This is a genomic window from Bacteroides sp. 519, assembly GCF_010500955.1.
In the GTDB taxonomy this organism is placed as follows: domain Bacteria; phylum Bacteroidota; class Bacteroidia; order Bacteroidales; family Bacteroidaceae; genus Bacteroides.
On record NZ_QVMJ01000003.1, the window covers coordinates 1 to 23868 of the forward strand.

Annotated in this window: 13 protein-coding genes and 1 tRNA gene; 7 read left to right on the forward strand and 7 right to left on the reverse strand. The window is 43.7% G+C overall.

Annotated features, from left to right (window positions below; translation table 11 throughout):
- Window positions 1–161: 161 nt before the first annotated feature.
- The 6 genes from D0T85_RS03135 to D0T85_RS03160 all read left to right on the forward strand — a co-directional run bounded on the left by D0T85_RS03135 (window position 162) and on the right by D0T85_RS03160 (window position 9481).
- Window positions 162–2528, forward strand: coding sequence for a DUF5682 family protein (locus tag D0T85_RS03135; protein WP_163210171.1), 2367 nt, complete (start codon window positions 162–164; stop codon window positions 2526–2528).
- Window positions 2529–2789: 261 nt separating this feature from the next.
- Complete coding sequence (locus D0T85_RS03140) at window positions 2790–3914, forward strand: VWA domain-containing protein (protein WP_163210173.1); 1125 nt, start codon at window positions 2790–2792, stop codon at window positions 3912–3914.
- On the forward strand, window positions 3890–5650 hold the full coding sequence (locus D0T85_RS03145) for an SWIM zinc finger family protein (RefSeq protein ID WP_163210175.1): 1761 nt from the start codon (window positions 3890–3892) through the stop codon (window positions 5648–5650). Before D0T85_RS03140 ends, D0T85_RS03145 begins: the two co-directional genes overlap by 25 nt.
- Window positions 5651–5655: 5 nt before the next feature.
- Complete coding sequence (locus D0T85_RS03150; protein ID WP_163210177.1) at window positions 5656–5931, forward strand: hypothetical protein; 276 nt, start codon at window positions 5656–5658, stop codon at window positions 5929–5931.
- A gap of 201 nt (window positions 5932–6132) precedes the next feature.
- Complete coding sequence (xrtK, locus tag D0T85_RS03155) at window positions 6133–6666, forward strand: exosortase K (RefSeq protein ID WP_163210179.1); 534 nt, start codon at window positions 6133–6135, stop codon at window positions 6664–6666.
- Window positions 6650–9481, forward strand: a complete 2832-nt coding sequence (locus D0T85_RS03160; RefSeq protein ID WP_163210181.1) for an MSEP-CTERM sorting domain-containing protein — start codon at window positions 6650–6652, stop codon at window positions 9479–9481. The genes xrtK and D0T85_RS03160 overlap by 17 nt, the downstream gene beginning before the upstream one ends.
- Before the next feature lie 1081 nt (window positions 9482–10562).
- On the opposite strand, the gene D0T85_RS03165 is transcribed toward D0T85_RS03160, so the two are convergent.
- From D0T85_RS03165 to aroB, 7 genes are all read right to left on the reverse strand, one after another.
- Window positions 10563–10637: transfer RNA gene (locus tag D0T85_RS03165), tRNA-Pro, on the reverse strand.
- 134 nt (window positions 10638–10771) lie between these two features.
- On the reverse strand, window positions 10772–12124 hold the full coding sequence (locus D0T85_RS03175; RefSeq protein ID WP_239060630.1) for an IPT/TIG domain-containing protein: 1353 nt from the start codon (window positions 12122–12124) through the stop codon (window positions 10772–10774).
- 35 nt (window positions 12125–12159) lie between these two features.
- The gene (locus D0T85_RS03180; protein WP_163210183.1) at window positions 12160–13854 is read right to left on the reverse strand and encodes a RagB/SusD family nutrient uptake outer membrane protein; all 1695 of its coding nucleotides are present in this window, start codon (window positions 13852–13854) and stop codon (window positions 12160–12162) included.
- A gap of 14 nt (window positions 13855–13868) precedes the next feature.
- Entirely contained in the window at window positions 13869–16646 is a 2778-nt protein-coding gene (locus D0T85_RS03185) for a SusC/RagA family TonB-linked outer membrane protein (RefSeq protein ID WP_163210185.1), read from the reverse strand.
- 34 nt (window positions 16647–16680) lie between these two features.
- Window positions 16681–18645: a RagB/SusD family nutrient uptake outer membrane protein gene (locus D0T85_RS03190; protein ID WP_163210187.1), complete on the reverse strand. Its 1965-nt coding sequence runs from the start codon at window positions 18643–18645 to the stop codon at window positions 16681–16683.
- A gap of 11 nt (window positions 18646–18656) precedes the next feature.
- Window positions 18657–21794, reverse strand: a complete 3138-nt coding sequence (locus tag D0T85_RS03195) for a TonB-dependent receptor (RefSeq protein WP_239060631.1) — start codon at window positions 21792–21794, stop codon at window positions 18657–18659.
- 497 nt (window positions 21795–22291) lie between these two features.
- Window positions 22292–23353: a 3-dehydroquinate synthase gene (gene aroB, locus D0T85_RS03200; protein WP_163210191.1), complete on the reverse strand. Its 1062-nt coding sequence runs from the start codon at window positions 23351–23353 to the stop codon at window positions 22292–22294.
- 77 nt (window positions 23354–23430) lie between these two features.
- On the opposite strand from aroB, the gene D0T85_RS03205 reads away from it, so the two are divergent.
- Window positions 23431–23835, forward strand: coding sequence for a hypothetical protein (locus tag D0T85_RS03205; protein WP_163210193.1), 405 nt, complete (start codon window positions 23431–23433; stop codon window positions 23833–23835).
- Window positions 23836–23868: the final 33 nt, after the last annotated feature.

Consider the following 23868-nt stretch of genomic DNA (forward strand, 5'->3'; position numbering starts at 1 on the left):
AACACAAATCATTTGTATATTTGCGGCTTTTTAATAGCTTGCACGCAAGTGCGCGCTGCTCATGCGGGGCGCACATAGCGTAGGGCAAAGCCCTACGTAACGAACAAACAGCACCGTGACCCCAACGGGGTCAACACAATTTAAACAAAACCATACTAAAAATGAACCTCCCCGAAATAGAAACCCTCTTCCAAAAAAGTTTCTCTGCAAACGAGCAAGTGATGTATTTCCCCGTTCGACATCACTCGCCCGCCTGTGCGCTACATTTGCAACGTACCATTGAAACCTGGAACCCCGACCTTTTACTCATTGAAGGGCCTTCGGACTCCCCACACCTTATGCCGTACATAGGCAATACAGAATCCGAACCGCCTTTCTGCATCTACTACAGTTATGACGATAAAGACGGAAAAATAAACGAAGAGAAAGAAAAATACCGTGCCTATTATCCTTTTCTGGAATACTCTCCCGAATTAGTTGCCATCCGTAAAGGTTACGAAAAAAATATCCCCGTACGGTTTATCGATCTGCCCTATGCTGTACAACTAATCAACAAAGAATACGAGCAACCGGAAACTCAGTTCTACTATAACGAAAACAAAGAATACGAAGTTAATAGTTACACTGCCATGATTGCCGCCCGCTCTGGCTGTCGCAGTTTTTCCGAATTTTGGGAAAGCCGTTATGAACTCGGAGCCGAAGAAAAAACAACCGAGGCCTTCGTACGGAATGTATTCTTTCTAGGCTATTTTATGCGAATGGCCACTCCCGAAACAGAATTATCTCACCGGGAAGACCTTAAACGAGAAATGCACATGGCAACCGAAATTCGTCAGTCGCTTGGGGAATATAAACGAATTTTGGTAATTGCAGGGGCATATCATATAAAAGGGTTAATGGAATTTGTAAAATCCGGCGAAGAGGTAAAACTCAAACCTTGCAATCCCGATCATGTTGCAGCTTACCTTATGCCTTATACATTTAAGGAAGCCGACAGTAAAAGCGGGTATGCTGCCGGAATGCCTTTTCCTGCCTTTTATCAATCTGTTTGGCAGAAGCTAGGGAAGCAAAAAGAGCCCTACGATACAACCATACTCGATTATATTATTAAAACAGCACGGTTTGCCCGTAAAACTCAAGCTATTTCCATACCCGACGAGATTAACGCACTCAATATGGCCCGTTCTCTGGCAATGCTGAGAAACAAACCTGCCGCCGGAGTATACGAACTTCTGGATGGAGTAAAAAGCAGTTTCGTAAAAGGGGATATCAGTGCAACTTCTACCTTCGAGATAGACTTTCTGCTTCGTCTATTATCGGGTATGGGAGCCGGAAAGGTGGCAGCCAACGAATTTATTCCGCCTGTTGTTCTTGAGTTCAGAGCACTGTGTGCACTGCATCGCCTTAAATTATCTAATGTTGAACGACAAGAAGTAACTCTCGATATTATAAAGAATCCGGCACATTACCGGAAAAGCCGCTTTCTGCATCAACTAACTTTCTTGAATACAGGTTTCTGCTCCCTTCAATCCGGGCCCGACTATGTAAATCGTACGGATAAAAACCTGGTGCGCGAAACCTGGATATGCCGTTTCAGCACACAGGTGGAAACCCGCTTGATTGACTTATCTGTTTATGGAGCCAGTTTGTCGCAGATATGTGCTTCAATGATAGAGAAAGAATTTAAAGATAACATGACGGCCGAAGAACTTAGTAAGCTTCTTATCTCTGTACAAGTAATGGGAGTTGAAGGGTTCTATAATGCATACGAAGAAACAATACAGGACGTTATCCGTCAGGAAAAGAACTTCATAACCTTATGTAAATTCTTGGCAAACTTACGCTATCTGGCCAATATGCAACAGCTTATGGATGGAGAAGTTCATCCGCTTATTCCCGAACTGTTCCGTATGGCTTTTCAAGGTGCAACAACACTTGTTTTCTTGATGAAGCAAGTAACCGAAGCCGAAGAACAGGAGGTATGCGAACAGATGCGTAATTTATATGGCTTCACCCTTGATCCGGCAACAACCCTTGATCTGGAATATTTTACAAGAGCAGTAAAAGATGTTGTTGACGATAGTTTCAGTAATAGCCGTTTCTTTGGCACTTGTTTGGCTATAAGGTATAAACAAGGATATATTCAACAGGAAATGTTCTGCAATCAGATAACCGCTTACCTAACAAGTAGTATCAACGAGCCCGAACAAGCTGCGTCATTTATATGCGGATTATTCCTGATTGCACGCGATATTCTTTTTACCGACCGCCGAATTCTGGAAGCCCTTGATAAGGTTATTGATGCAGTCGATAATGAGAAGTTTCTTGGCATTCTTCCTAATTTGCGATATGCTTTCACTAGCTTCTTACCCTTGGAACTGAACAGATTAAGCCGGGAGATTGCCGATTATCACAATGTGTCCGATGAAGAATTGGCAGGAAGTGTAATTGTATCACAAGAACAGGTTAAACAAGGAATCCTGCTCGATTCGTTAGTAGGAGAGGCTTTAAAACTATGGAATATATAGTAATGAGTTATGAGTAATGAGTTATGAGTAATGAGTTACAAGTTACGAGTTACCGTAAGGACAGAGGCCAACGGCCTCAATACAATAGCGTAGGGCAAAGCCCTACGTAATGATATGGGTAAACATTGCGACCCCAACGGGGTCAACGCATTTATTCAGGCATTTTGAATTGCCCCCATTACGTAGGGCTTTGCCCTACGCTATTGAGCAAAGGCCGTTGGCCTTGATGTAAATTGCTAAAATTTGAAATAAATACTTTGAATGAGTGACAATCAACAAATAGTAAACCGTTGGCGCCTCATCCTTGGTGATTTTGCCGAAGATAATCTTCCGCTTAATCCCGAAGACCGGGAATTGGATGGTGCCTTATACTTCCTCTACAACCGTGAATACGGAAGTGAACACGGTATGCGCGATCAAAACCCCAATAAAGGAGGTCGCGAGGGTTCTATGCTAACAGTGCCCGGATGGTTAAGGCGGGTAAAAAGACTCTTCCCCAAGAAAACTGTAGAGGTAATGCAGAAACAAGCCCTCGACAAATATAACCTCACACAGTTGTTGACCGACGAATCGGTGCTCAGGCAGCTTGAACCTAACATGAGCCTGCTGAAGAATATCCTTTCTTTCAGGGATATGATGCCCAACAATGTGAAGAAACTGGCATACAGCATTGTAGAAGAAGTTATCAAAGAACTGCAAAAGAGACTCGAAGTACAAGTAAAGCGAACCTTCTACGGTAGAAAACTGCCCATGTCTAACTCGCCTTACAAAATATTCAGGAACTTCGATTTCAAACAAACCATTAAAAAGAACCTGAAGAACTACAGCCACGAATATGGAACCATTATCCCCGAACGGCTTTACTTTAATTTAAATGTACGCCGGTATAACCCCTGGCACGTGGTAATCCTTGTCGATGAAAGTGGTAGTATGATGGACTCTGTAATCTACACAGCTGTAATGGCATCTATATTTGCCAAAATGCCTTTCTTGTCGGTTAAACTTGTAATATTCGATACTTCTGTGGTAGACCTTAGTGACCATATTGATGATCCGGTTGCCACACTTATGAAAGTTCAGCTTGGTGGAGGAACCGATATTCATAAAGCATTAGAGTATGGTAAGAAAATTATCACCGCTCCCCAAAAAACAATTGTTGTATTGGTGAGCGATTTATACGATGGAAACAACTACAACTATATGTATGGTTCCTGCAAAGATATAATAGAAGCCGGAAGCCGCTTGTTTGTACTACCGGCGCTGGATTATTCAAGTACACCTTGTTACGATAAACGCGCTGCAAAAACCATCGCAGGAATGGGAGCCGAAGTAGCAGCAATAACACCAGAGGAATTAGCCGAATGGATTGGAAAGATAATATTATAGCAAATACAGACTGCCACGCTCAGGCCAGTCAATATACCCCTTTCGCCTCAGAGTCTTTTTTAGTAACGCTGGCCAATAAGGGACTTTATAAACGTGCACTGAAAGATATTGAAACGGTAACTAAAATCGAAATCAACCCCAATGGAGATAAGCTGGAAGTTATTTGGGATGATGCAACCGTTACCTTACAACCCAACGTAGCCGAAAGCACCTGTAACTGTCCGTCGAAAACAGTTTGCAAACACATACTAATGGGTATTATTGCCGTTGATGCCTACGCAAAATCAGTTGAGAGTGGAGAACCCGGAGTTGAGAGTGGAGAGTTGAGAGTTGAGAGTTATTCAGATCAGAACTCTCAACTCTCAACTCTCAACTCTCAACTAAATGATTGGAAGGATCTAAAGGAGGTAGATATTGCAGCACTGCGCAAACAAGCCGGAAAAAAGATTTTCGAAGATTCGCTTCGACTGGTTCAGGATGGTTGGTCGGCCGATTTTGTAGAGCACGATATGCTCGAAGCAACCCTGAATACAGAAAGTATAACAGTGTACTTCCCAAAGCAAGACAGTGTGAAGCATGCCGTTTGCAAATGTGGTGAAAAAGGCTTGTGCAAACACAAATTAATAGCCATCCTTTCTTATCTGAGCAGCAGGGGAGAATTAAAAGCCGACAATGACGAAAACAACTTCTCGTTAGTTACCGATGAAACCGTTGTTTTGCTGAAAGAAGCAGATAACTTTGTAATCCGGTTGCTGGATAAAGGACTAATAACCAGTGGCGAAACGGATGTAGAATCTGCCATACAATATTCCATCAGGATGGAAACCAATGGCATTGGTAATCTGGCCCGTATGTTCAGGTCGTTATCTGTGGATATTGAGAATATGATGAATAAACATGTAGGTTTTGATCATCTTACCACTTTCGATACATTAACCCGTTTGCATAATACCATGCGGCTTATAATCGAAAACTCCAAAGATTCCAAATTGATCAGCCAGTTAATCGAAGGTACCCGTTCCGATTACTATACCACCCCTGTTGGCACATTCTCTGGTTTGGGCGTGTCGCCCTGGCAAACCCGCTCGGGCTATTTCGGACTTACTGCATACGTATACTATCACGAAAAAAAGAGCATCTGTACCTTTACAATCAGCATGGCCGATTTCTATGAGCAAACAGAGAAGCTGGCAGATATGGATAATATCGAACGATTGTATTATCAAAACACACATTGGGCAAACGGAATTTCCTTATCAGCAATTTCGCAATCAACCTTTACTTTACGGAATTTCAAGTTGAACAGGCAAAACCGTCTTTCATCATCCAGCCAAACTCAATGCGACATAACAGGGCAGGTAAACCGTGAGTATTATCAAAACCTGCCTGCTGCACAATTGTTTGAACTCGAATCGGATACGGAACAAGCCTGGACTTACTTCAGCAAAAAAACGCCTCCCAAACTTGTTTTAATACCCTTTAGTTTTCTGAGAGATGTATCTTTTAATCATACAGAACAGAAACTTCATTTCACTATGGAGAATGGCGACGATGAAACATCCGGCGAAATAGAATACAATCAATTTAGTAAACCCGCTATTAAGTACCTGGAGCTGAAAGGACATGCAACAGCACCCAAAAACCGGTTTATGGTTTGTTTGAGACGCAAAAGCACTTTCATCCCCATAAGTGTGATTGATGATAGTGGAGTGGATAATTTCTATATTAATTCTTGAACATTATGATAATAGAAAAGCTTTTTAATGAATTGGAACTGTTATTGTCGGATATTGCTTTTGCCGGATTTAAAAACACTCAGCCGGTAGTTCTTGATAAGTTAACAACCATACAGCAGGGGCTAAAGGAACTACAAATGGTAGAAGGATACAGATTATCCGATGCTTTTAAGCAATCACTCACTCTCTATCATACAGGCAACTCCAATGCAGCAGATTGTGCCGATAAGCTTTGCTCATTAGAGTTTTATATCAAATCGGTTTTGGGTAATTTATCCTGAGTTATTCATGTTCAAGAATGGAAGGAGTTAAAGGGAGTTATCAGGAGCTTTGCTCCTTAGGAGTTATAGCTAAGATACTTCAGTTCCTTCAGTTCCAGCGATAATGTGCCGATAATTATCTCAATTAAATAATAATTTCTAAATTAGCGCATTCTTATTATTGGCACATTGGCATATTAGCACATTGGCACATTAGATTTTATGAAGCGACTCAACTTTTATTATGTTATTCTTGTAGCAATACTCATTATAACACTCAAGCTGTGGTATAGAGGTGTGCCAGACAATCAGCCGGAATTTATGCTTGCCCCTCTTACGCTAATGGTAGAGATTGTTTCGGGCGAGAATGCTTTGATCAGTAGTGAAGGGTATTACTTTGCCGACCTCAACATTATCATAAATAAATCTTGCTCAGGACTTAATTTTCTTTGTATCTGCTTTGCACTCATAAGTATTGTAATTGCCGGTTACCCTTCTCAAAGAAGGTATCTGCATTATCTCACAATAGTTCCGGTATTACTTTGTTCGTATATAATAACATTACTGGTAAATACATCACGCATATTATTAGCTATACTAATAAATAAACAAATACATAATTTTGGCTTGCCCGTTCCCGAATGGTTGCATGTTGCCGAGGGCATGTTTGTTTATCTGTTTTTCCTGATACTAATATATATGCTGACTAATGCATTATTCACTAAAAAAACTTCTTCCCATGAAAAACCTGTTTAATCCTAAATGGATTGTTGTACTCAACACAATACCTGTATGTATTCTGTTTTATATCTTCTATCAGGAGTACAGCATTATTAAAACAATGTTGGAAGAAGATAATATCTTTTACTGGTTTGTATTCAGTATATCACTGGGAGCATTAACCCTTGCCGGTTTATCGTATGCCGCAGTTCTTGTTGCAAGAAAAAAAGATGTTTCCGGAATCTATGCCGGAATCTCTCTTGCACTTCATGTAGCCTGGATGTATATATACGCGTTTAATATAAATGATATTGTTCCGTTCACAATTCCTCAATGGATGTTCTCGGGGAATATTATTATTTATGCATGTACATTCCTGATGCCTACCTTGGCCTATAATGTATTGTTACTGGTAAGCGTATTAACCAAACAACCAGAGAAACAACCTGCTTGGGTTAGCTTTGCTTATATGGTAATGATTCCTGTTGTTGTTTATGTATTCTTTGTTATTTTACTCCCAATGTGGGAACTGGATTTTCTATCCAAGCAGTTTGTGGTAATTGGTTTTATAATCTGTACCTTGTTATTCTTATTCTTTCTTTGCCGGGGTATATACATTATTCTATCAAAGAAAGCCAAGAAATGGAGAAAGTACGAGTTGGTTTGGAAAATACCTATAGCTTTTGTTTTACCTCTGTTAGGTCTATGGATTAACAACTATTTTTTTTCTTACGGAAACGGTGGCGTTTTTGGCGATTTCACCAATATCTGGTTTTATGTATTAACCATAGTAAATGGGTTACTGGTATGTGCTCCCAATAAGGCAGACAAAACATATCGGTTTACACTGTACGTTTTACGCTGTATAACTTTCTCGTATACTGTTTATTTCTTCTTTGTATTTCTGCCATACCTCCCTCTATCTATTTTTGCCATTTTACTGGTTGGAGCAGGATTTCTTATGTTGGCTCCTTTATTGTTGTTTCTTATCCATACCAATGGATTGTATACCGACTTTGGTTTTCTTAAACGCTATCATTCGCAAATAAAGCTAATAGCAGTGGGTGCATTGGCATTTCTGGTGATTCCGGTAATTGTTACTGCTACCTTTGTTTATGACAGAAAGGTGCTTCATGAAGCACTGCAATATGTATACGAACCCGATTATTCAGTCAATTATAACCTGAATAAAAAGTCGCTACACAAAACATTGAACACAGTAAAAGAACAAAAAAACAACGATAGCTTTCTGTTTGTTTCCCATTATATACCTTATATCACCTCTTGGTATAACTGGATTGTATTAGATAATCTTACCATTTCTAATAATAAACTCCGGGATATGAATTATATTTTCTTTGGAGAAAAAACTTATTACGACGAAACCTTTTTGGTTAAGGAGGATAAAAAAGCCAAAGGAGACTCTAATGTTGAAATTTCCAATGCTCTATCTTCCAGCCGTTACGATAGCGAAACCCAATCGTGGATAAGTACTGTTGATATTGAGATTACCAATTATAACGAATGGGGTGAGAAAGAGTTTGCTACCGAATTTAAAATGCCCGATGGTTGTTGGATAAGCGATTACTATCTCTATGTGGGCGACAAAAAAGAACCGGGAATACTATCCGAGAAAAAAACCGCTATGTGGGTGTATTCGCAAATAAGGAATGAGAACAAAGATCCGGGTATTTTGCATTATAACACCGGCAACCGTATTACTTTCAAAGTATTTCCTTTTGCCCGCAATGAAGTAAGAAGAACCGGCATTGAATTTATGCACAAAGAACCTTTTGAATTGCAATTGGATGAATATACATTGCAGTTGGGCAATGCCGATAACAGTAATGAAACAACCCGTGTTATTGAAATAGCCGATGGAAGCATATTGTATGTTCCGGCAGCTGTAAAAAAGAACTTGGATGTAACAACACGTAGTCCGTATTTTCATTTTATCTTCGATGCATCTGCTGGAAGCGATGATTGCAAAGAACGCTTTATTGCAAATGCAGAGCAATTAGCTAACAAATTACCAGTAGAGGCCAAAGTAACCTTGGTTGATACCTATGTCCAATCTTACTCATGGAGTAGCGATTGGCGACAAACGTATCAGAATAAACTTCCACAAGGTGGTTTCTTTTTAGATAGGGCACTAAAACAAATCATGACCGAAAGCAATACCAACAATACTTTCCCTGTAATCATAGTATTTACAAACAAAATTTACAACAGTGTAATGGATCAGAATTACTCCGATTTCCGTTTCCTGTATCCCGAAAGTGATTTTATGTATGTTGTAAATGCCTATGATGAAATGTTACCCTATTCGTTGGTTGAAAACACTTATTCTCAGGCATGCGATTCTATTAGAAGATTTCCGCCAGCCAATTCTGTTCTTACCTACAAAACAAAACAGGGAAAAACAGTATATCTACGGAATAATAATGAACCTGATATTATTATAACAGATGTGTTGAAAACAGGCTCAATGCCACAGGTTGCCAAAAACTGGGAAACAGGTTTGTTGATGCAAGGTTATCATCTAAGTCAGTTGTTACATCCCGAAACTTCGCGGAAGGGTTGGCGTCAGCTTCTGGAAATGGGTTTTGCATCGGGCATAATGAATCCACTCACTTCTTACATGGTTGTAGAAAACGAAGCACAACAAGCTGCTCTTAAACGCAAACAAGACCAGGTTTTAAGAGGCGAAAAAACATCTGATCTGGATAATGGAAGTGAAACAAGCCGAATGTCGGAACCTGAGTTTTATATTTTATTATTCCTGCTGGGGATTATTATGTGGGTAAATAGGAAGAGGCTGAGTATTTATAAGTATTTCAAAGAACGCTGATCACAATGCAAAAGTACAGCACTGTGAATAAAGCGTATCCATGAAATTCTTATTTTGGAAGATATTGATCATTTTTGCGAGATAATTTTTCATTTATTTTATATCTCGCTGTACATTAACTACTTAAAGTTTCGTTGTGTTGTAATGTTTCAAACGGCCTTATTGCCTATCATTTTCATCCTACCGGGATAAACGTTTTCTCCTACCGGGATAAACGCTTCATCCTACCGGGACAAATGGTTTTTCCTACCGGGATAAAGGCTTGGTCCTACTAGGATAAACTGATCACGATTTTATCTTTCCATTTTTTTACATCAGAGTGTGTGTTTAATAACTCACTAGAGTTATTATATAGTTTTTGTTTTAGTTTTTGTTTTCGTTTATTGCGCGTTCTTATATATAAAGGCTTTGGTTGCCCTTTAGGTATACCTTAAGGTTGCCCTTTAGGTGTGCTTTTAGGTTGCCCTTTAGGTGTACGGACTCCTCCCTTTTAAAAGCGTATACATCTCAGGAATCCCTTTGGGATTCAATTTGAATAACCCAGTGAAGCGAAGCGACTGGGGGTAGATAAATCACTCACTTGCATGGGAACCCGATAAGGGTTCAATTGGACATTCAACACCTTCGGCGTTGATGAGATTGAGTCTATTCCCACCCAGTCGCTTCGCTTCGCTTCACTGGGGTTATTCAAATTTTACCCCAGGGGTAATTGCTTGTGAACTCTTTTTGGTTCAACTCAGATTGGTGTTGAAACGCTAAATTACGTAGGTTAAACAATCAATAAATACTCTTCCCTAAGATACTTTTGTATCTTCCCTGTGATACTTTTGTATCTTACTTGTGGTACTTTTGTATCTTGCCTGTGATACTTTTGTACCACAGGCAAGATACTTTTTTCTCACAGGTAAAAAAACGTTGGTACTGTAAGTTTTTGATTACCAGTTATATTTGCAGCTTCGTCAAATAGGTAAAGGAGGTAAAGTGAGGTAGAGGAGGCAGTCGAATTTGCGAACAAAGGGCAATTGGACGAAAAAGAAAACAGCCATCTACTTTTTATCGTAAATGGCTGTTAATTAACCAGTCGGGGTGACTGGATTCGAACCAGCGACCACTCGCCCCCCAGACGAGTACTCTAACCGGGCTGAGCTACACCCCGAATTGCGGGTGCAAAGATAGGAATTACTTTTAAATTTTCAAATAAAATGTCTCTTTTCTTTATAAAAGAGGGTAGCCAAACCAATGACCACCCTCTTCTCCAAAATCAATCTAATACCTTAAAACCTATAGAGCTTAATCTGTCTTAATCTGAATCTTGGTGATTGTTATGTCACCGCCAATGATGAGAGCTGTTTCAGTGCCATTCATTGTTGCCGCCATACCTTCCGAGATTTCGAATTCCAGGAAGTCCTCACCAGCAGCAAGAGTGATGTTGTTACCACTTTCACCGCCATCGCGGATGAAAGGAGCACCCCACCAACCATCGCACAGACAGAAAGTCTGAGGGGCATCATGGTGAGTGAACGTGAACTTAATAGTTTGTCCGGCTTCTGGCGTTATTGCCGAGAGGTCGAGTTCAGACGCCGGAAGATACCACCACCAGCCGGTGGTGTATTCGCCCGCCCAAAGTGTAGGATACTCGCGGAACAGCTCAATCTTCTTCAGTGTGTAGTTACCACCGCCGACAATGATGCCGCCGCCGGCTTCCAGAGTTTCTGCCATACCCTGCGATATGGGGAATTCGAGTTCGGTAGTACCTGCGGCAAGCCACACGGTGTTGTTGCCTTCCCCGTCAACATCGGGCGCCCCCCAATTGGCATCGCATACGCATACGCTGGCACCATCGGGATTATCGAAGGTAAGACGAATCATAAGACCTTCGCGAACCGGAATACCTTCAAGGCTCAGTTGGTCTGATGTCAGATACTGCCAGTTAGCCCAATCGTAGATGTAGACATCGCCTTTCCAAATCGGAGCGTATCCTTCACCTCCGGTTTCCCCGCCGCCACCTGCAACCTCGTCAGACAGCGTTACCTCTGGCAGAGTATACTTCTTACTGCTGCAGTCTTCGAGTACAACTTGGGCAGGTCCGGCTTTTATACCCATTGGCGAATAGATGTGGAGAGAACCGGTAGCTTTGCGCTTAAAGTCGCTTGCATATACAACAATGTCCTCGCCGTCTTCACCGGGGAAATAAGCTTTGGTGATAAATTCGAGGTCGTTGCCGTACACCTCCACACATTCGTTGATTTTTATTTCCTTGTCAAGAGGTGCCACGCGCAAAGGCTCGGGCTTGCCGACAGTCAGCGTCATGACCGACTCTGCCGATTCACCGTCGGCCTCTATTGTTACTGTTCCTCCCTTTGCAGAAACGCCGGCAGGAGTTATTACAGAGATATAGCCATTGCCTACTTTGGCAATGTTGTTCACAGAGACATTGCCAGGGAACACAACGGAAGTGGCCTTTTCAAGACCTGTACCAGTGATGGTGATAACCTGTCCTTCCATAACTTTTGTAGGCAGGACGGACTTCACCGCAAGCACATCGTTGGCATCCGCCACATCATCATCGCTGCATGAGGTCAGTGCCATGTTCGACAGCAATGCGAATCCTGAGACCAAAAGATATATAATATGTTTTTTCATAAATCTTATTCGTTTGAAATTTCGTTGAATCTGTTTTACCAATTGGGGTTCTGCTTCAGATTGCCGTTCTTCTTAATTTCAGATTGCGGAATCGGGTACAGGTTGTACTTCTCGTCCCACTGGCGAGCCTTAGTAACTCGATTGAGCATCAAGTTGCCGTTTCCATCCAGTTTGAAGTCTGCCACTTCAACATTCTTGAAGAACTCGGCACCCTTCTTCCAGCGACGCACATCCCAGAAGCGCTGACCTTCGAAAGCAAGCTCTACCATGCGCTCACGTATGTAGCGCTCTTCGAAACCATTGTTTCCTTGGAATTCAGGCATCATAATGTCAGGACGGTTACGAAGCAGATTGATAGCCTTGTTGGCCGACATGCCAAAATCGCCCTGTTCGTCAGCATTGCCGTAGTAGTTGTACATAGCCTCTGCATAATTGAGGTAAACCTCGGCCAGACGCATCACAATCCAGTTGTGGCGTGTTGTAGTCTGGTTGTTGGCTGTGGTAACACAGCTGCCGTCCACAAACTTCTTCAAGTAGTAGCCCGTGGGAGTTGCGCCGTACTTAGGAGCACCGTTGAAGCCGCCCTGATACGTCTCAATGGCAATCTGCTGAGCTGTGTTAGATGGCCAAAGATCACCGTTCTTCACTACAGTGAGTTCGAAACGTGGGTCGAGGCCATTATATGGATTCTCAGTAGTCACATCAACATTTCCGGGATGTTTCTCTTTGAATGTCTTGCCGTCGGCCTGATATTCGTATGCGTCCACTAGTGCCTGTGTAGGGCAGTTGCCTGAGTTACCGTTCTCCACACCCACAGGATAATTGTACTTCTCGAAGTCGTTGCTTGCCTCGGTGCCAAGAACGAAGATAAATTCAGGATTGGTGAATGTATCGTGCCCCCATAGGTTGGCATACTCACTGAGTTTGTAACCCCAGCGCTGTGCATTATCGATGATGACCTTGCTGGCAGCAGCGGCCTCTTTCCAAAGTTCCTTGTTGTTTTCTGTATTAAACAAGGGTGAAGCCTGATAAAGAAGTACGCGTGCCTTCAGTGCAAGGGCAGCACCACGGGTGGCACGACCAATTTCCTGACCGGGAATGTCATTATACGACACGGGCAGATATTCGGCCACGGCATCCAATTCGTTGATGATGAACTTGAACACATCCTTGGCTGGAGTGCGTTCCACGCTGTTGGCCTGCTCATTGGTGAGGGTTGTGGTCACCAAAGGCACATCGCCGTAGGCACGTACCAACTCGAAGTAGAAATAGGCACGAAGGAAACGTAACTCGTTAGGGAATATCTCAAACTGTTGCACCATGGTCTGGTAGTTGGGATCATATTCATAATCCGATAGGTCTATCCTGTGGATGCGCTCAAGGTACATGTGTACCTGAGTGATGGCACGGTATGACCTGTCCCATGTGATCGAGAAAGGAACCGAAGGAGTCCAACCACCGTTGTAATACTTGTGAATGGGTGAGAAGGAAAGTGCAAACTCAGCCTCGTCTGTGGCACTGGCTATCAGGGCACCATTATCGTAGGAATTGTCCTTGAATTCGCTCGGCATTTGTGCGTAGACATCGTACACGAGAGCCTTGACACCATTGAGGGGGCTGTTGTAGGTCCAGTCCTCGTCACGATTCGAAGCTTCGTTGTAATCCAGGTCGGCGCAGCCTACAAAGACCGCTGCCGCCATACCTAAAAGAGTATATTTTATCTTGTTCATAAATGTATCTTTTATTAGAAATTTAATGTAACACCTATGTTGACACCCTTGAACATGGGATATGCCGTAGAAAGTACCTCAGCATCCATAGCGTCGACGTTGTCGAAGGAAAGAAGGTTCTCGCCCTGAACAAACACCTTGGCTGCGGAAAGAGAGAACTTCGAGAGCACCCTTGCAGGAACTTTATAGTAAACCTCGATGTTGCGCATCTTCAAGAAGTGAACAGGCTTGTACCATACATTGCTTTTCTGTTTGTTGTTGCTGTTGTCCTGAGTTGTCAGACGTGGGTAGAGAGCGTTGTTTCCAGCCACATCCCAGCAGTTGTTGTAGTAATCCACTGAAAGGTTACCATTATCGGCCATGCCACCCCATATTGCCGTTGGAAGAAGCTTCATGTAGTTGCCAGTGCCCTGGAACCATGCGTTTAGACCGAAGCCTTTGTATTCTACACCAACATTGAAGGCGTAGTTGAGCTCAGGAATGTCAGTAGCACCACCGAGACTGGTAACATCGAACTCGTTGATTACCTGGTCACCGTTGAGGTCTTGGTATTTGATGTCACCAGGGCTTACAGTAGAGTATTCCTGACGGTAGCTAGAGTTGATGTCGGCCTGATCTTTGAAAAAGCCTGCCGACTTGAGTCCCCATGCCTCGTTTACACGGCGGCCTACAGGGTCGCTCAGCGGATAGGTCGGTGTGCCGATATACTTGCTCACCTCATTGCGTGCCCACGACAAGTTGGCACCCAAGTTGAGATTGAGGTCGGAAGTGATTTTCTTCACATACTTGCCACTTACCTCAAAACCGTAACTCTTAACTTCGCCAACATCGTTGTATGACGACTGTATACCAACCACCGATGAATTCTCATCGTTTGCAGAGAGCATGATATGGCTGCGAAGCTGGTAGAAAGCATCAACTGAGATATCAAGAGCATTTGCCAGACGAAGGTCAGTACCAAGGTTGAAACTTGTAGATTTCTCTTGCGAGAAATTGGTAGTTGGGAAAGCGCCAAGCGATGCTCCCCATGTAGCACTGTAGTTGTTACCAATAACCACATAACCGTGTGTTGTATCCCATGTGGGAAGCCACATGCCATAGGTAGGCATATAGTCGGTATGCTGGATGCCGGCTGATGCACGCAGCTTACCGTAATTGAGCAGACCCTCGTTGTTGTTAGCGTAAATCCAGCCAAGCGACAGTGTGGGTGAGAATGCCCACTTTGAAGGATAGGTACGGCTGGAGCCGTTACCTGCTAGCACAAGGTCGGCAACGTAGCGGTTCTGAAAATCGTAGTGGAAGACTCCCATGATGTTCTGACGATAGTAGGTGTTTCCACGTCCATCAGTACTCACACCACTGTTGTCGTAAATAACGCTAGCATTGAAGTGGTCGTGTTCGAAGAACGAACGTTTGTAGTTGATACCTACACTGGCCTTTGCTTTCCACCATTGGCCAGCATTCCAGTTGCCGAAGGTGAGGTTCGTCTCCTTGTTACCGAATGTGTTCAGAGCTACGTTGTTCTTGTCGCCAATGGCACCGGTGTAACGCTCGTAGCCATACTGGTGTGCCTTGTGCGAATTTTCCGCGTAAATCGCCGAGTTGGCATAGCCGGCACTGACAAATACACTCAGACCATTGAGCAGGAAGTCGAGTTTTTGAGATAGCTTGCCATCTACCCACAGCTGACGTTGATGGGTCTTGTAGAAACCAGACTCCTGAATCTTGGCAACGGGGTTGGCATCACCGTATGCCTCGTTACCACCCCAGATACCTGTTGAGGTCTTGTAGGGAAAAGCATTTGCCGGCAGGTTGTAGATAGCAGCTGTAGCATTGTCAGCATCGATGTCGGAAGGTCGCTTGGTTTCCTGGAACATACCGAAGAGGTTCACCGACATAAGAGTTGTGTTGGTGATGTTGAAGTCGAGGTTGCCACGGATATTGGCCTTCGACTGGCGTAACTGCGTATTGTAGTCTGGCAGCTTGGTGTCCTTGAAAGCACCACGCACATCGGTATAATCAATATGGGTGTAGTACTTCACCTTGTTCGTACCTCCGTACACCGAAACGTATGCATGGTCTTCCTCGGCACTGTTCTTGAAAGTAAGGTCGCGCCAGTTCACATTAGGATAGAAGTACGGGGCCGAACCGTCTTTGAAGAGGTTAAGTTCCTGCTCGGTGTATGCGGCAGAGAGTCCGTCGTTGCGACGGGCATGGTTGAAAGCATTGGCATATCCGTAACCGTCTACCATGTCTGCGAATTCAGGATCGAACTGGAACTTATGGCTGTAGTTCACCTTGATGTGTGTTTTGCCTTCAACGCCACGCTTTGTCTTCACAAGTATAGCACCATTGATACCCTCATGGCCAAGAAGTACCGTAGCAGCAGCATCCTTGAGGATGGTAACGCTCTCTACTTCCTCTACACTGAGGCGGTCGATGGGACGCTCGTAGCCATCGACGAGGATGAGAATATTTTTATCGTTAAGCGTGTGATAGCCACGAATATTAAATGAGGCGCCCTTATTTTCGTCGCCCGAGAAGCCGCCTTGCGATAGAGCCGTTAGACCTGGCAGACGTCCATAGAGAGCCTGGGCAAGGTTAGTTGCCGAAGTCTGCTGCAATTCTTCACCTGTGATTGTGGTTGCCGAAGCGGTGCTGAGGAAATTGCTTATTTCCACGCCGTAACCCAAATCATAGGCATTTGCATTCTTATCGTCGAGTTTTACCTGCGCATTTGCCGTGAGAGAGACAACAGCAGTCGCAAGCATCAACATTCTATTTATATTCATATTTTATAAGTCTTATTGATTTTTAAAATCTGGATTACCAACCTGGGTTTTGGTTCAGACCATAGCCCTTGTTGATCTCATCACGTGAAATAGGCGCGAGATACCATTTGTCGGTCCACTTGCTCGTCTGGCTGTCAGTATTCCACCATACGCGGGTATTGTTGGTACAAGGTATCTTCTCATAGATACAGTTCGGCCAAGGGTCACCAGGTTCGAGACTCGTGTTGCCATTGTAGTCGGCAGGATTCATCTTGTTGCCGTTGGCATCCTTGCGCCATACACGCAGTTGGTGTACCTGTTTCTTAAATATGTCGGATCTCTTGTAGCGGATGAGGTCATACCAGCGCGAGTCTTCATAACCGAACTCACAAGCACGCTCCCTCAGGAGTTGCTCTATGAAGTTGTCCTTATTGGTGGTTAGGTTGAGCTCTGGGTTCATGACCTCTATCTTGCCAAGACCTACGCGTGCGCGTACTTTATTCATTTCGTCGCAAGCTTTCGACAGATTGCCTGTTTGTGCGAGTGCCTCAGCGTAGCAAAGGTGAATATCGGCCATACGCAGATAAGCAAAGTTGGTCGGATAGTATGCTGCATAGCCGTTATCGCGGAGATACTTGAACAGTTTCATACGGGTTGACCATGGATTGTCGGTAACCTGAGGAGTGAAGGTCTGGTCAACATTGCCACCTTGCCACATCTCGGTGCTCGAAAGCCCCTGATATTGCTCGACAAGATTGTTGCGATTCACCACCATTGTTTCGTAGAGACGTGGATCGCGATTGGCAAAGATGTCTACATTGTTGGGGTTATCGGTATTGAACACATCGTTGTAAGGGAAGTTACGACCGTTTGCCATACCAAACATTTCCATATATTCGAGGGTGAAGAGAGCCATACCGAACTCATCCATACCTTGTATGTTCCAGTCACCATTCCAAGCGTTTGAACCCGAACCAGCATGAATTTCAATCACCTTCTCGCTGTTGCCACGGAACCAGTAGGCGGCACGGAAAGCGTTGCAATAGTCTTGCTCACTGTCACCAGTGGACTGTACAAGAGCGAAATAGTTGCCGTTGGCGCTATTGGCTTGGAAGAAATCTTCACAAGCCGTCAATGCTTTCTGCCAAAGTTCGGGCTTGTAACCGCCAACCCATACCTGATTGAGATCCTGATTCTCCTCGTTTCGAGTGAATTCAAGATAAGATTTGTCACTGTTAAACAGAGGTGAAGCCACGAAGTTCCACAGCCTTACACGCAGACCATAGGCTGAGCCTTTGGTCAGACGTCCAGAGTTGGTTGCCTGATCCTGCACAAAGAAAGGAAGACCCGGTTCGTCGATGGCGCCCTGAATAAGCTCGTCGATGAACTCTGCTGTCTCGATTACGCTCATGCGCTTGCCATCTACAACATCACTAGCCACGAGTGAGCCCTCAACTTTTGGAAGACCTCCGAAGTTGCGGAAAGCATCGAGATAGCGCGATGCCATGATGACGTACACCTCACCACGCAGCTGGCTCTTCTCTGATTCGCTCAAGTCGGGAACGCGATCGATGTTCTCGATGAAAATCCAACCCTCACGGATGGTACGCCAGATGCCTGCACGGGCACTGCCGTCACCGTTGGCGATGAAAGGGAACTTGACAAGACCGCCGTTATCCTGGTCGGTCTCGGTAAGGTCACCACCGTAGTACTTTCCGAGATTGTGCCATCCGCAGTACGACTGGCAAATATCGGTAAGGGCATCGGGGTGAGAATACCATACTGCACCTGTATAGGTGAAAGGGTTGTGCATAGCACCGTACATGTGCCAGAGGAAACGCTTTGCATTCTCTCCTTTGACAAAGATGGAGTCTACAGTCACATCGACACCCGGCTGCTTGTCGAGGAAGCCACTTCCGACGTTGATATCATCGACACAGGAAATCAGCGCTCCCATCCCTATCATGATACCAGCTACACATATAATAGTAGCAGTTTTTATTTTCTCTATAAGATTCATTGTCTTGAATTTTAAAAGTTTAAGTTGATACCGAGGTTGTAAACACGGGTCATTGGATAACGTGTGCTACCAAAGCCGGCTTGTGCCTCTGGGTCATTGGCCTTGAAGCTCGTGAAAGTAAGTAGGTTATAACCATTGGCATAAACACGGATATTGTTGATGGGCACACCGGGTATGCGGAACGAATAACCAATCTCAAGGGTCTTCAGACGGATGTATGATGCATCGACCATCCATGGGTCTGAAAGTGAACCGTTATGCTCGCGTGCCGATTTCTCAAGAGAGATACGTGGCAGGGTGGCACCGGGTTTATCCTCGGTCCAGGAATTGTCATATACCCATTTGTTGAGCATTGACTGGTTACCTGTACCGAAGGCTGGAGTATAGAAAGTACTGAGCTGGCGGTTGACGTTGGTGGCACCTACCCAAGTCATGGAGAAGTCGAGACCTTTCCAGTTGAGCGTTGCGTTAATGCTACCAGTATACTCAGGAATATCGCTGTAGCCGATAGCATGTACATCATTAGCATCCACCTTACCATCACCTGTGAGGTCAACAAATACGCTGTCACCAGGACGCAATGTAATCTGCTGGTCTGGCATATCGACACCGTAAACTTCCTTGTAGCGCTGTTCGGTTTCACCAGGAACATAGAATTCAAAGAAGTCGTAGCCGAAAGGCTGACCTACAGGATGACCGGTGTGGTACATGTGTGGGAATTCCTTCTTCACTTCTGCCATTTCCACAACCTTGTTGCGTGCGAAAGCAAATGTAGGAGATATCGAGTAGTTCACTTTACCTATCTGGTCGGCCCAGCGTAGGGTAACTTCATAACCATGGTTCTTGACACGGCCGAAGTTGACTGAGTTGGGTTTGAGAGCGGAAATACCTGCAATGCTTGTTTGGTTGGAAATGAGGATGTTCTTGCGGTCTTCCCAGAAGAAGTCGACACCGAGACTCAAACGATCTCCAAAGAAGTGTACATCGGCACCATAGTTCTGCTTGGTGGCTGTTTCCCAAGTAACATCGGGGTTACCGTTGCTGGATTCGCGTGCGCCAGGCATGAATGTATTGTTGTTGGTACCGAAGTTACCTGTACGGTCGTTGGTCCACCAGGCACCACCGTTGTTGGTGTAGAACTGCCAGGTACCGGGCAGATAGAGGAATCGGCCCACACCCTGATCATTACCTACCTTACCGATAGAACCACGAAGTTTGAAATAGGGAACCACGTTACGGATAGGCTCCCAGAATTTTTCAGAAGAGGCTATCCAGCCAATAGAAACAGAAGGGAAAGTGCCAAAACGCTTACCTTTAGCGAAGTTTTCTGAGCCATTATACCCCATGTTAAGGTCTATCATATACTTAGTATGATAGTCGTAGGTGATACGACCTACCATACCTACATAACCACGGGGGATAGAATTGTAGACACCGCCAGGATAGTAGTTTTTAGATTCATTATAAAGAACGAGCGCACCGAAATTATGGGCACCGAACTTACGGGCATAGTTGAGACTCGCCTCTGCATACCAGTTTCTACCGCCCCATTTGTCCTCCTTATAGCCAAGAGGCCATGAGTCACCCTGACGAACATAAACAATCTTTGGAGAACCGTCTTCCATGTATTCACCATTAGCGATAGTGGCCTTGTAGCTGATGCCACCGCCAGTAGTACGTGCTTTCTGCAGTGTATAGTCAGAGTTGTAGGAACCCTTGATACGGAAATCAAGACCCTTGGTGATAAAGTCGAGCTTGAGTTTGTACTGAAGGTCAAGGTTTACAACATTCTGACGCTGAACAGTATAACCGTGCTGGTAGATAAGACCGAGACCATCGGAGCCAACTGCGCCAACGAGGTCAGGGTCGGAAACAATGCGACGTCCCTCACTATCAAGACCGTAGCCTGACATTGGCGTACCATTGTTGAAAAGCCCCTCAAGACCAAAGAGACCCGACTGACCGTTATACTCACCATTACCGATAGAGTTGCGTCTGCCAATGCGTCCACCGATACCGATAGCAAGCGTACCCAGCTTAGAGAGATCTACATCGAGGTTGGCACGGAAGTTGTAACGGCGGTATTTGAAGTTTGCGTCATCACCTTGGTCGAAGGTTTTGAAAAGACCGTCTTGATTGAGCATACCAACAGAAACGAAATAGCGGGCACGTTCAGTACCACCCGACACATTAATATTATATTGTTCCTGCCATGCGTGATCGTCCATCAAGTATTTGAACCAGTTGGTGCTTGGATAAACGGTGGGCATATCCATGTCCTTCCAGTGCTGTATAGCTTCCTTCGAGAACTTCCATCCGTCCTCGGCTACTCCTTCCACTTTCTGAGCATGATTGTAAGCCGTTGCATACTCGTAGGAGTTTGCCGGTTCAAGAAACTTAGAAATCTGCTGAAGACCTGCTGAAGCTGTTAGTGTGATGGTAGGCTTGCCTATCTCACCGCGACGAGTTGTAACTAGAATAACACCGTTGGCACCACGTACACCAAAGACAGCTGTAGCGGAAGCATCCTTAAGAATAGAAATGTCTTGCACCTCGTTCGGGTCTATTTGGCTGAACTCACGCTCAACACCATCGACAAGCACAAGAGGTTCGGCACTGTTTAACGAACCAATACCACGGATGCGGATGATAGGGTCATCGGCACCAGGAACACCGGTGTACTGCACCGACTGGAGACCTGGGAGCTTACCCGCAAGGGCGTTACCAAGTGATGCGGCTGGAGATTTGAGAAGCTCCTTACCACCCACGTTGGAGACAGAACCCGTCAGCGTTACCTTACGCTGCTGGCCGTAGCCGATTACAACTACTTCTTCCAGTTGCTGATTATCGGGCTCCATCGTAACATTTAGTGTTCTACTGGTAACTTTAACTTCCATTTCCCGGTATCCGATATAGGAAAATACAAGTGTACTACCCTGGGGAACATTTGCTAGTTTGTAGTGCCCTTCAAAATTCGTAATGGTCCCTGTATTGGTACCCTTTATCTGCACGGATACACCAATGAGTGTCTCATTGACTTCATCGGTAACAGAACCTTCTACATTAAGATTCTGTGCGACTGCTATTTCCGGTATAAGACAAAATAATGCCAATATACACAGGAAAAACCAATCTCGTTTGTTTTTCATTATTGCCATAATTAAATTTAATAAGTGAACAACTGTATAGTATTTAGATTACTTACTACAAGTGTTGGGTTTGGGTTTGTTTTTCTAATCATCATAATATAATTTAAGTGAAACAAAGTAGTATATAATCATGCGTCATGATTTCAGCACATTATATTCGTAATGCAATGATAGCTGATAAGAAAAGTGTTTTGGGATAAAAAAAGACATAAAACTTCCAAAATATATCAGAAGCTTAAGAAATGATAATTATTAAACCTAGGTTGATGATTTTTAAACTATCTTAAAAAACAAGTTATATTAAAGAATGGAAGGAGTTATTCAAGAATGGAAGGAGTTAAAGGGAGTTATCAGGATCTAACCTGCATTATTCATACTCGTTTGGTTCGGTTAGTATTTCACCACAGAGTTCACAGAGTTACACAGAGTTTTAAACTTCCATGCGGCATCGTATTTAGAACTCTGTGTAACTCTGTGAACTCTGTGGTGAAATCGTCTCAGAGCCCCATACACTCCCTATAGAAGTCGAGCATTTCGAAAATGGTTTCTTTGTCTGCGGTTTGATTGATTTTTATAGATCCGATATCTTCGAGCAAAGTGAAATTTATAATACCTGATACATTCTTCTTGTCGTGCAACATGTATTCGAACAACATATCGTATTGTTTGCAATCAATAGAGAACACCCCATAATTCTCTTTTATAAACTGAATGGTTTGTCGCATCTTATCTTTTGGGAAACCCGTTTTAAGAAAGGACAGATAAAGTTCGCACACTATTCCCCATGCAACAGCGTACCCATGCAATAGCGGCTGGTTGAGTGCTAAAGCCAGACTCTCGAAAGCATGTCCTACGGTATGTCCCAGGTTGAGTGCTTTACGTATTCCTCTTTCATAGGGGTCTTTGGCTACAACATCTTCCTTTATGGCTACCGACTGGGCTACAAGCTTTTTTAAAGCATCGTAATCAATATTGTCTGTGTCGAACAACAACAATTCCCTCCAATGCTCTTCGGTACTTATCAAACCGTGCTTCAACATCTCGGCATAGCCGGAGAAGATATTATCGGCACTCAGTGAGCGAAGAAAATTTGTATCAATAATAACTGTACAGGCAGGTGCAAATACACCAATCTCGTTTTTTAGTCCATTGAAGTTAATTCCGGTCTTTCCGCCAACAGCTGCATCAACCATAGACAGCAAGGTGGTAGGAATGTTTATATACTTAATTCCTCTTTTAAAGGTAGCAGCAGCAAATCCTCCTAAATCGGTAACCATACCACCGCCCAGATTAATCAGTAAAGAGTGGCGGGTAGCCCCTGAGGTACTTAATACAGTCCACACCTGCCCTAAAGTCGACAGGGTTTTGTGTGCATCGCCTGCGCCGATAATAATTTCGTTAACATCCTTCAGAAAACTAAGAGCAGCAAGCTGAGGCTTACATAGTTTATGTGTATGCTCGTCGGTAAGGAGATATATCTTATCGGGATTATTGCGTTCAATTATTTGCTGAAGTTCCTGATGGAGGTTATTGCTGATTATTATTTCCTGGTTGTTCATATAAGGGATGTTTTGTTACTGCAAAGATAAATATTAACCATGAAAGAAGTATCTTTGCCTCATAAAACATCAAGAATATGAAAGCATTATTACCTGTTTTTTGTCGCCCAATGGGATATATAGTTCTCCTTGTATCTGTATTTTTACCCTTCATACTCTATATGCAAGGACTTGTTACTGATCAGAACCTGGTATTTTACCTTGAGTGTACCAAGCTTTTAATGATGGCCGGCTCGTTACTGATTTTACTGGCATTATCTAAAAACGAAAGTCTGGAAATAGAACGAATCCGCATAAAAGCAATGAGGAATGCAGTGTTCCTTACTTTTATATTTATCTTTTTTGCAATGCTTTACCGGGTAGCAAAAGGAGGCATTCAGAATTTTGACTCAGACTCTTTTGTTATATTCCTAATCATAAATGTACTTTGCCTTGAGTTTGAGATGAAAAAAAACATGGTGGATAAAGCGTTTAAGAAGTAGTGAGTTATGAGTAGTGAGTTTTGAGTAGTGAGT

Bases quoted from the DNA above. Each gene is read 5' to 3' on its own strand.
- D0T85_RS03135 (WP_163210171.1), top strand. From the start codon at position 162: ATGAACCTCCCCGAAATAGAAACCCTCTTCCAAAAAAGTTTCTCTGCA.
- D0T85_RS03140 (WP_163210173.1), top strand. From the start codon at position 2,790: ATGAGTGACAATCAACAAATAGTAAACCGTTGGCGCCTCATCCTTGGT.
- D0T85_RS03145 (WP_163210175.1), top strand. From the start codon at position 3,890: ATGGATTGGAAAGATAATATTATAGCAAATACAGACTGCCACGCTCAG.
- D0T85_RS03150 (WP_163210177.1), top strand. From the start codon at position 5,656: ATGATAATAGAAAAGCTTTTTAATGAATTGGAACTGTTATTGTCGGAT.
- xrtK (WP_163210179.1), top strand. From the start codon at position 6,133: ATGAAGCGACTCAACTTTTATTATGTTATTCTTGTAGCAATACTCATT.
- D0T85_RS03160 (WP_163210181.1), top strand. From the start codon at position 6,650: ATGAAAAACCTGTTTAATCCTAAATGGATTGTTGTACTCAACACAATA.
- D0T85_RS03175 (WP_239060630.1), bottom strand. From the start codon at position 12,124: ATGAAAAAACATATTATATATCTTTTGGTCTCAGGATTCGCATTGCTG.
- D0T85_RS03180 (WP_163210183.1), bottom strand. From the start codon at position 13,854: ATGAACAAGATAAAATATACTCTTTTAGGTATGGCGGCAGCGGTCTTT.
- D0T85_RS03185 (WP_163210185.1), bottom strand. From the start codon at position 16,646: ATGAATATAAATAGAATGTTGATGCTTGCGACTGCTGTTGTCTCTCTC.
- D0T85_RS03190 (WP_163210187.1), bottom strand. From the start codon at position 18,645: ATGAATCTTATAGAGAAAATAAAAACTGCTACTATTATATGTGTAGCT.
- D0T85_RS03195 (WP_239060631.1), bottom strand. From the start codon at position 21,794: ATGAAAAACAAACGAGATTGGTTTTTCCTGTGTATATTGGCATTATTT.
- aroB (WP_163210191.1), bottom strand. From the start codon at position 23,353: ATGAACAACCAGGAAATAATAATCAGCAATAACCTCCATCAGGAACTT.
- D0T85_RS03205 (WP_163210193.1), top strand. From the start codon at position 23,431: ATGAAAGCATTATTACCTGTTTTTTGTCGCCCAATGGGATATATAGTT.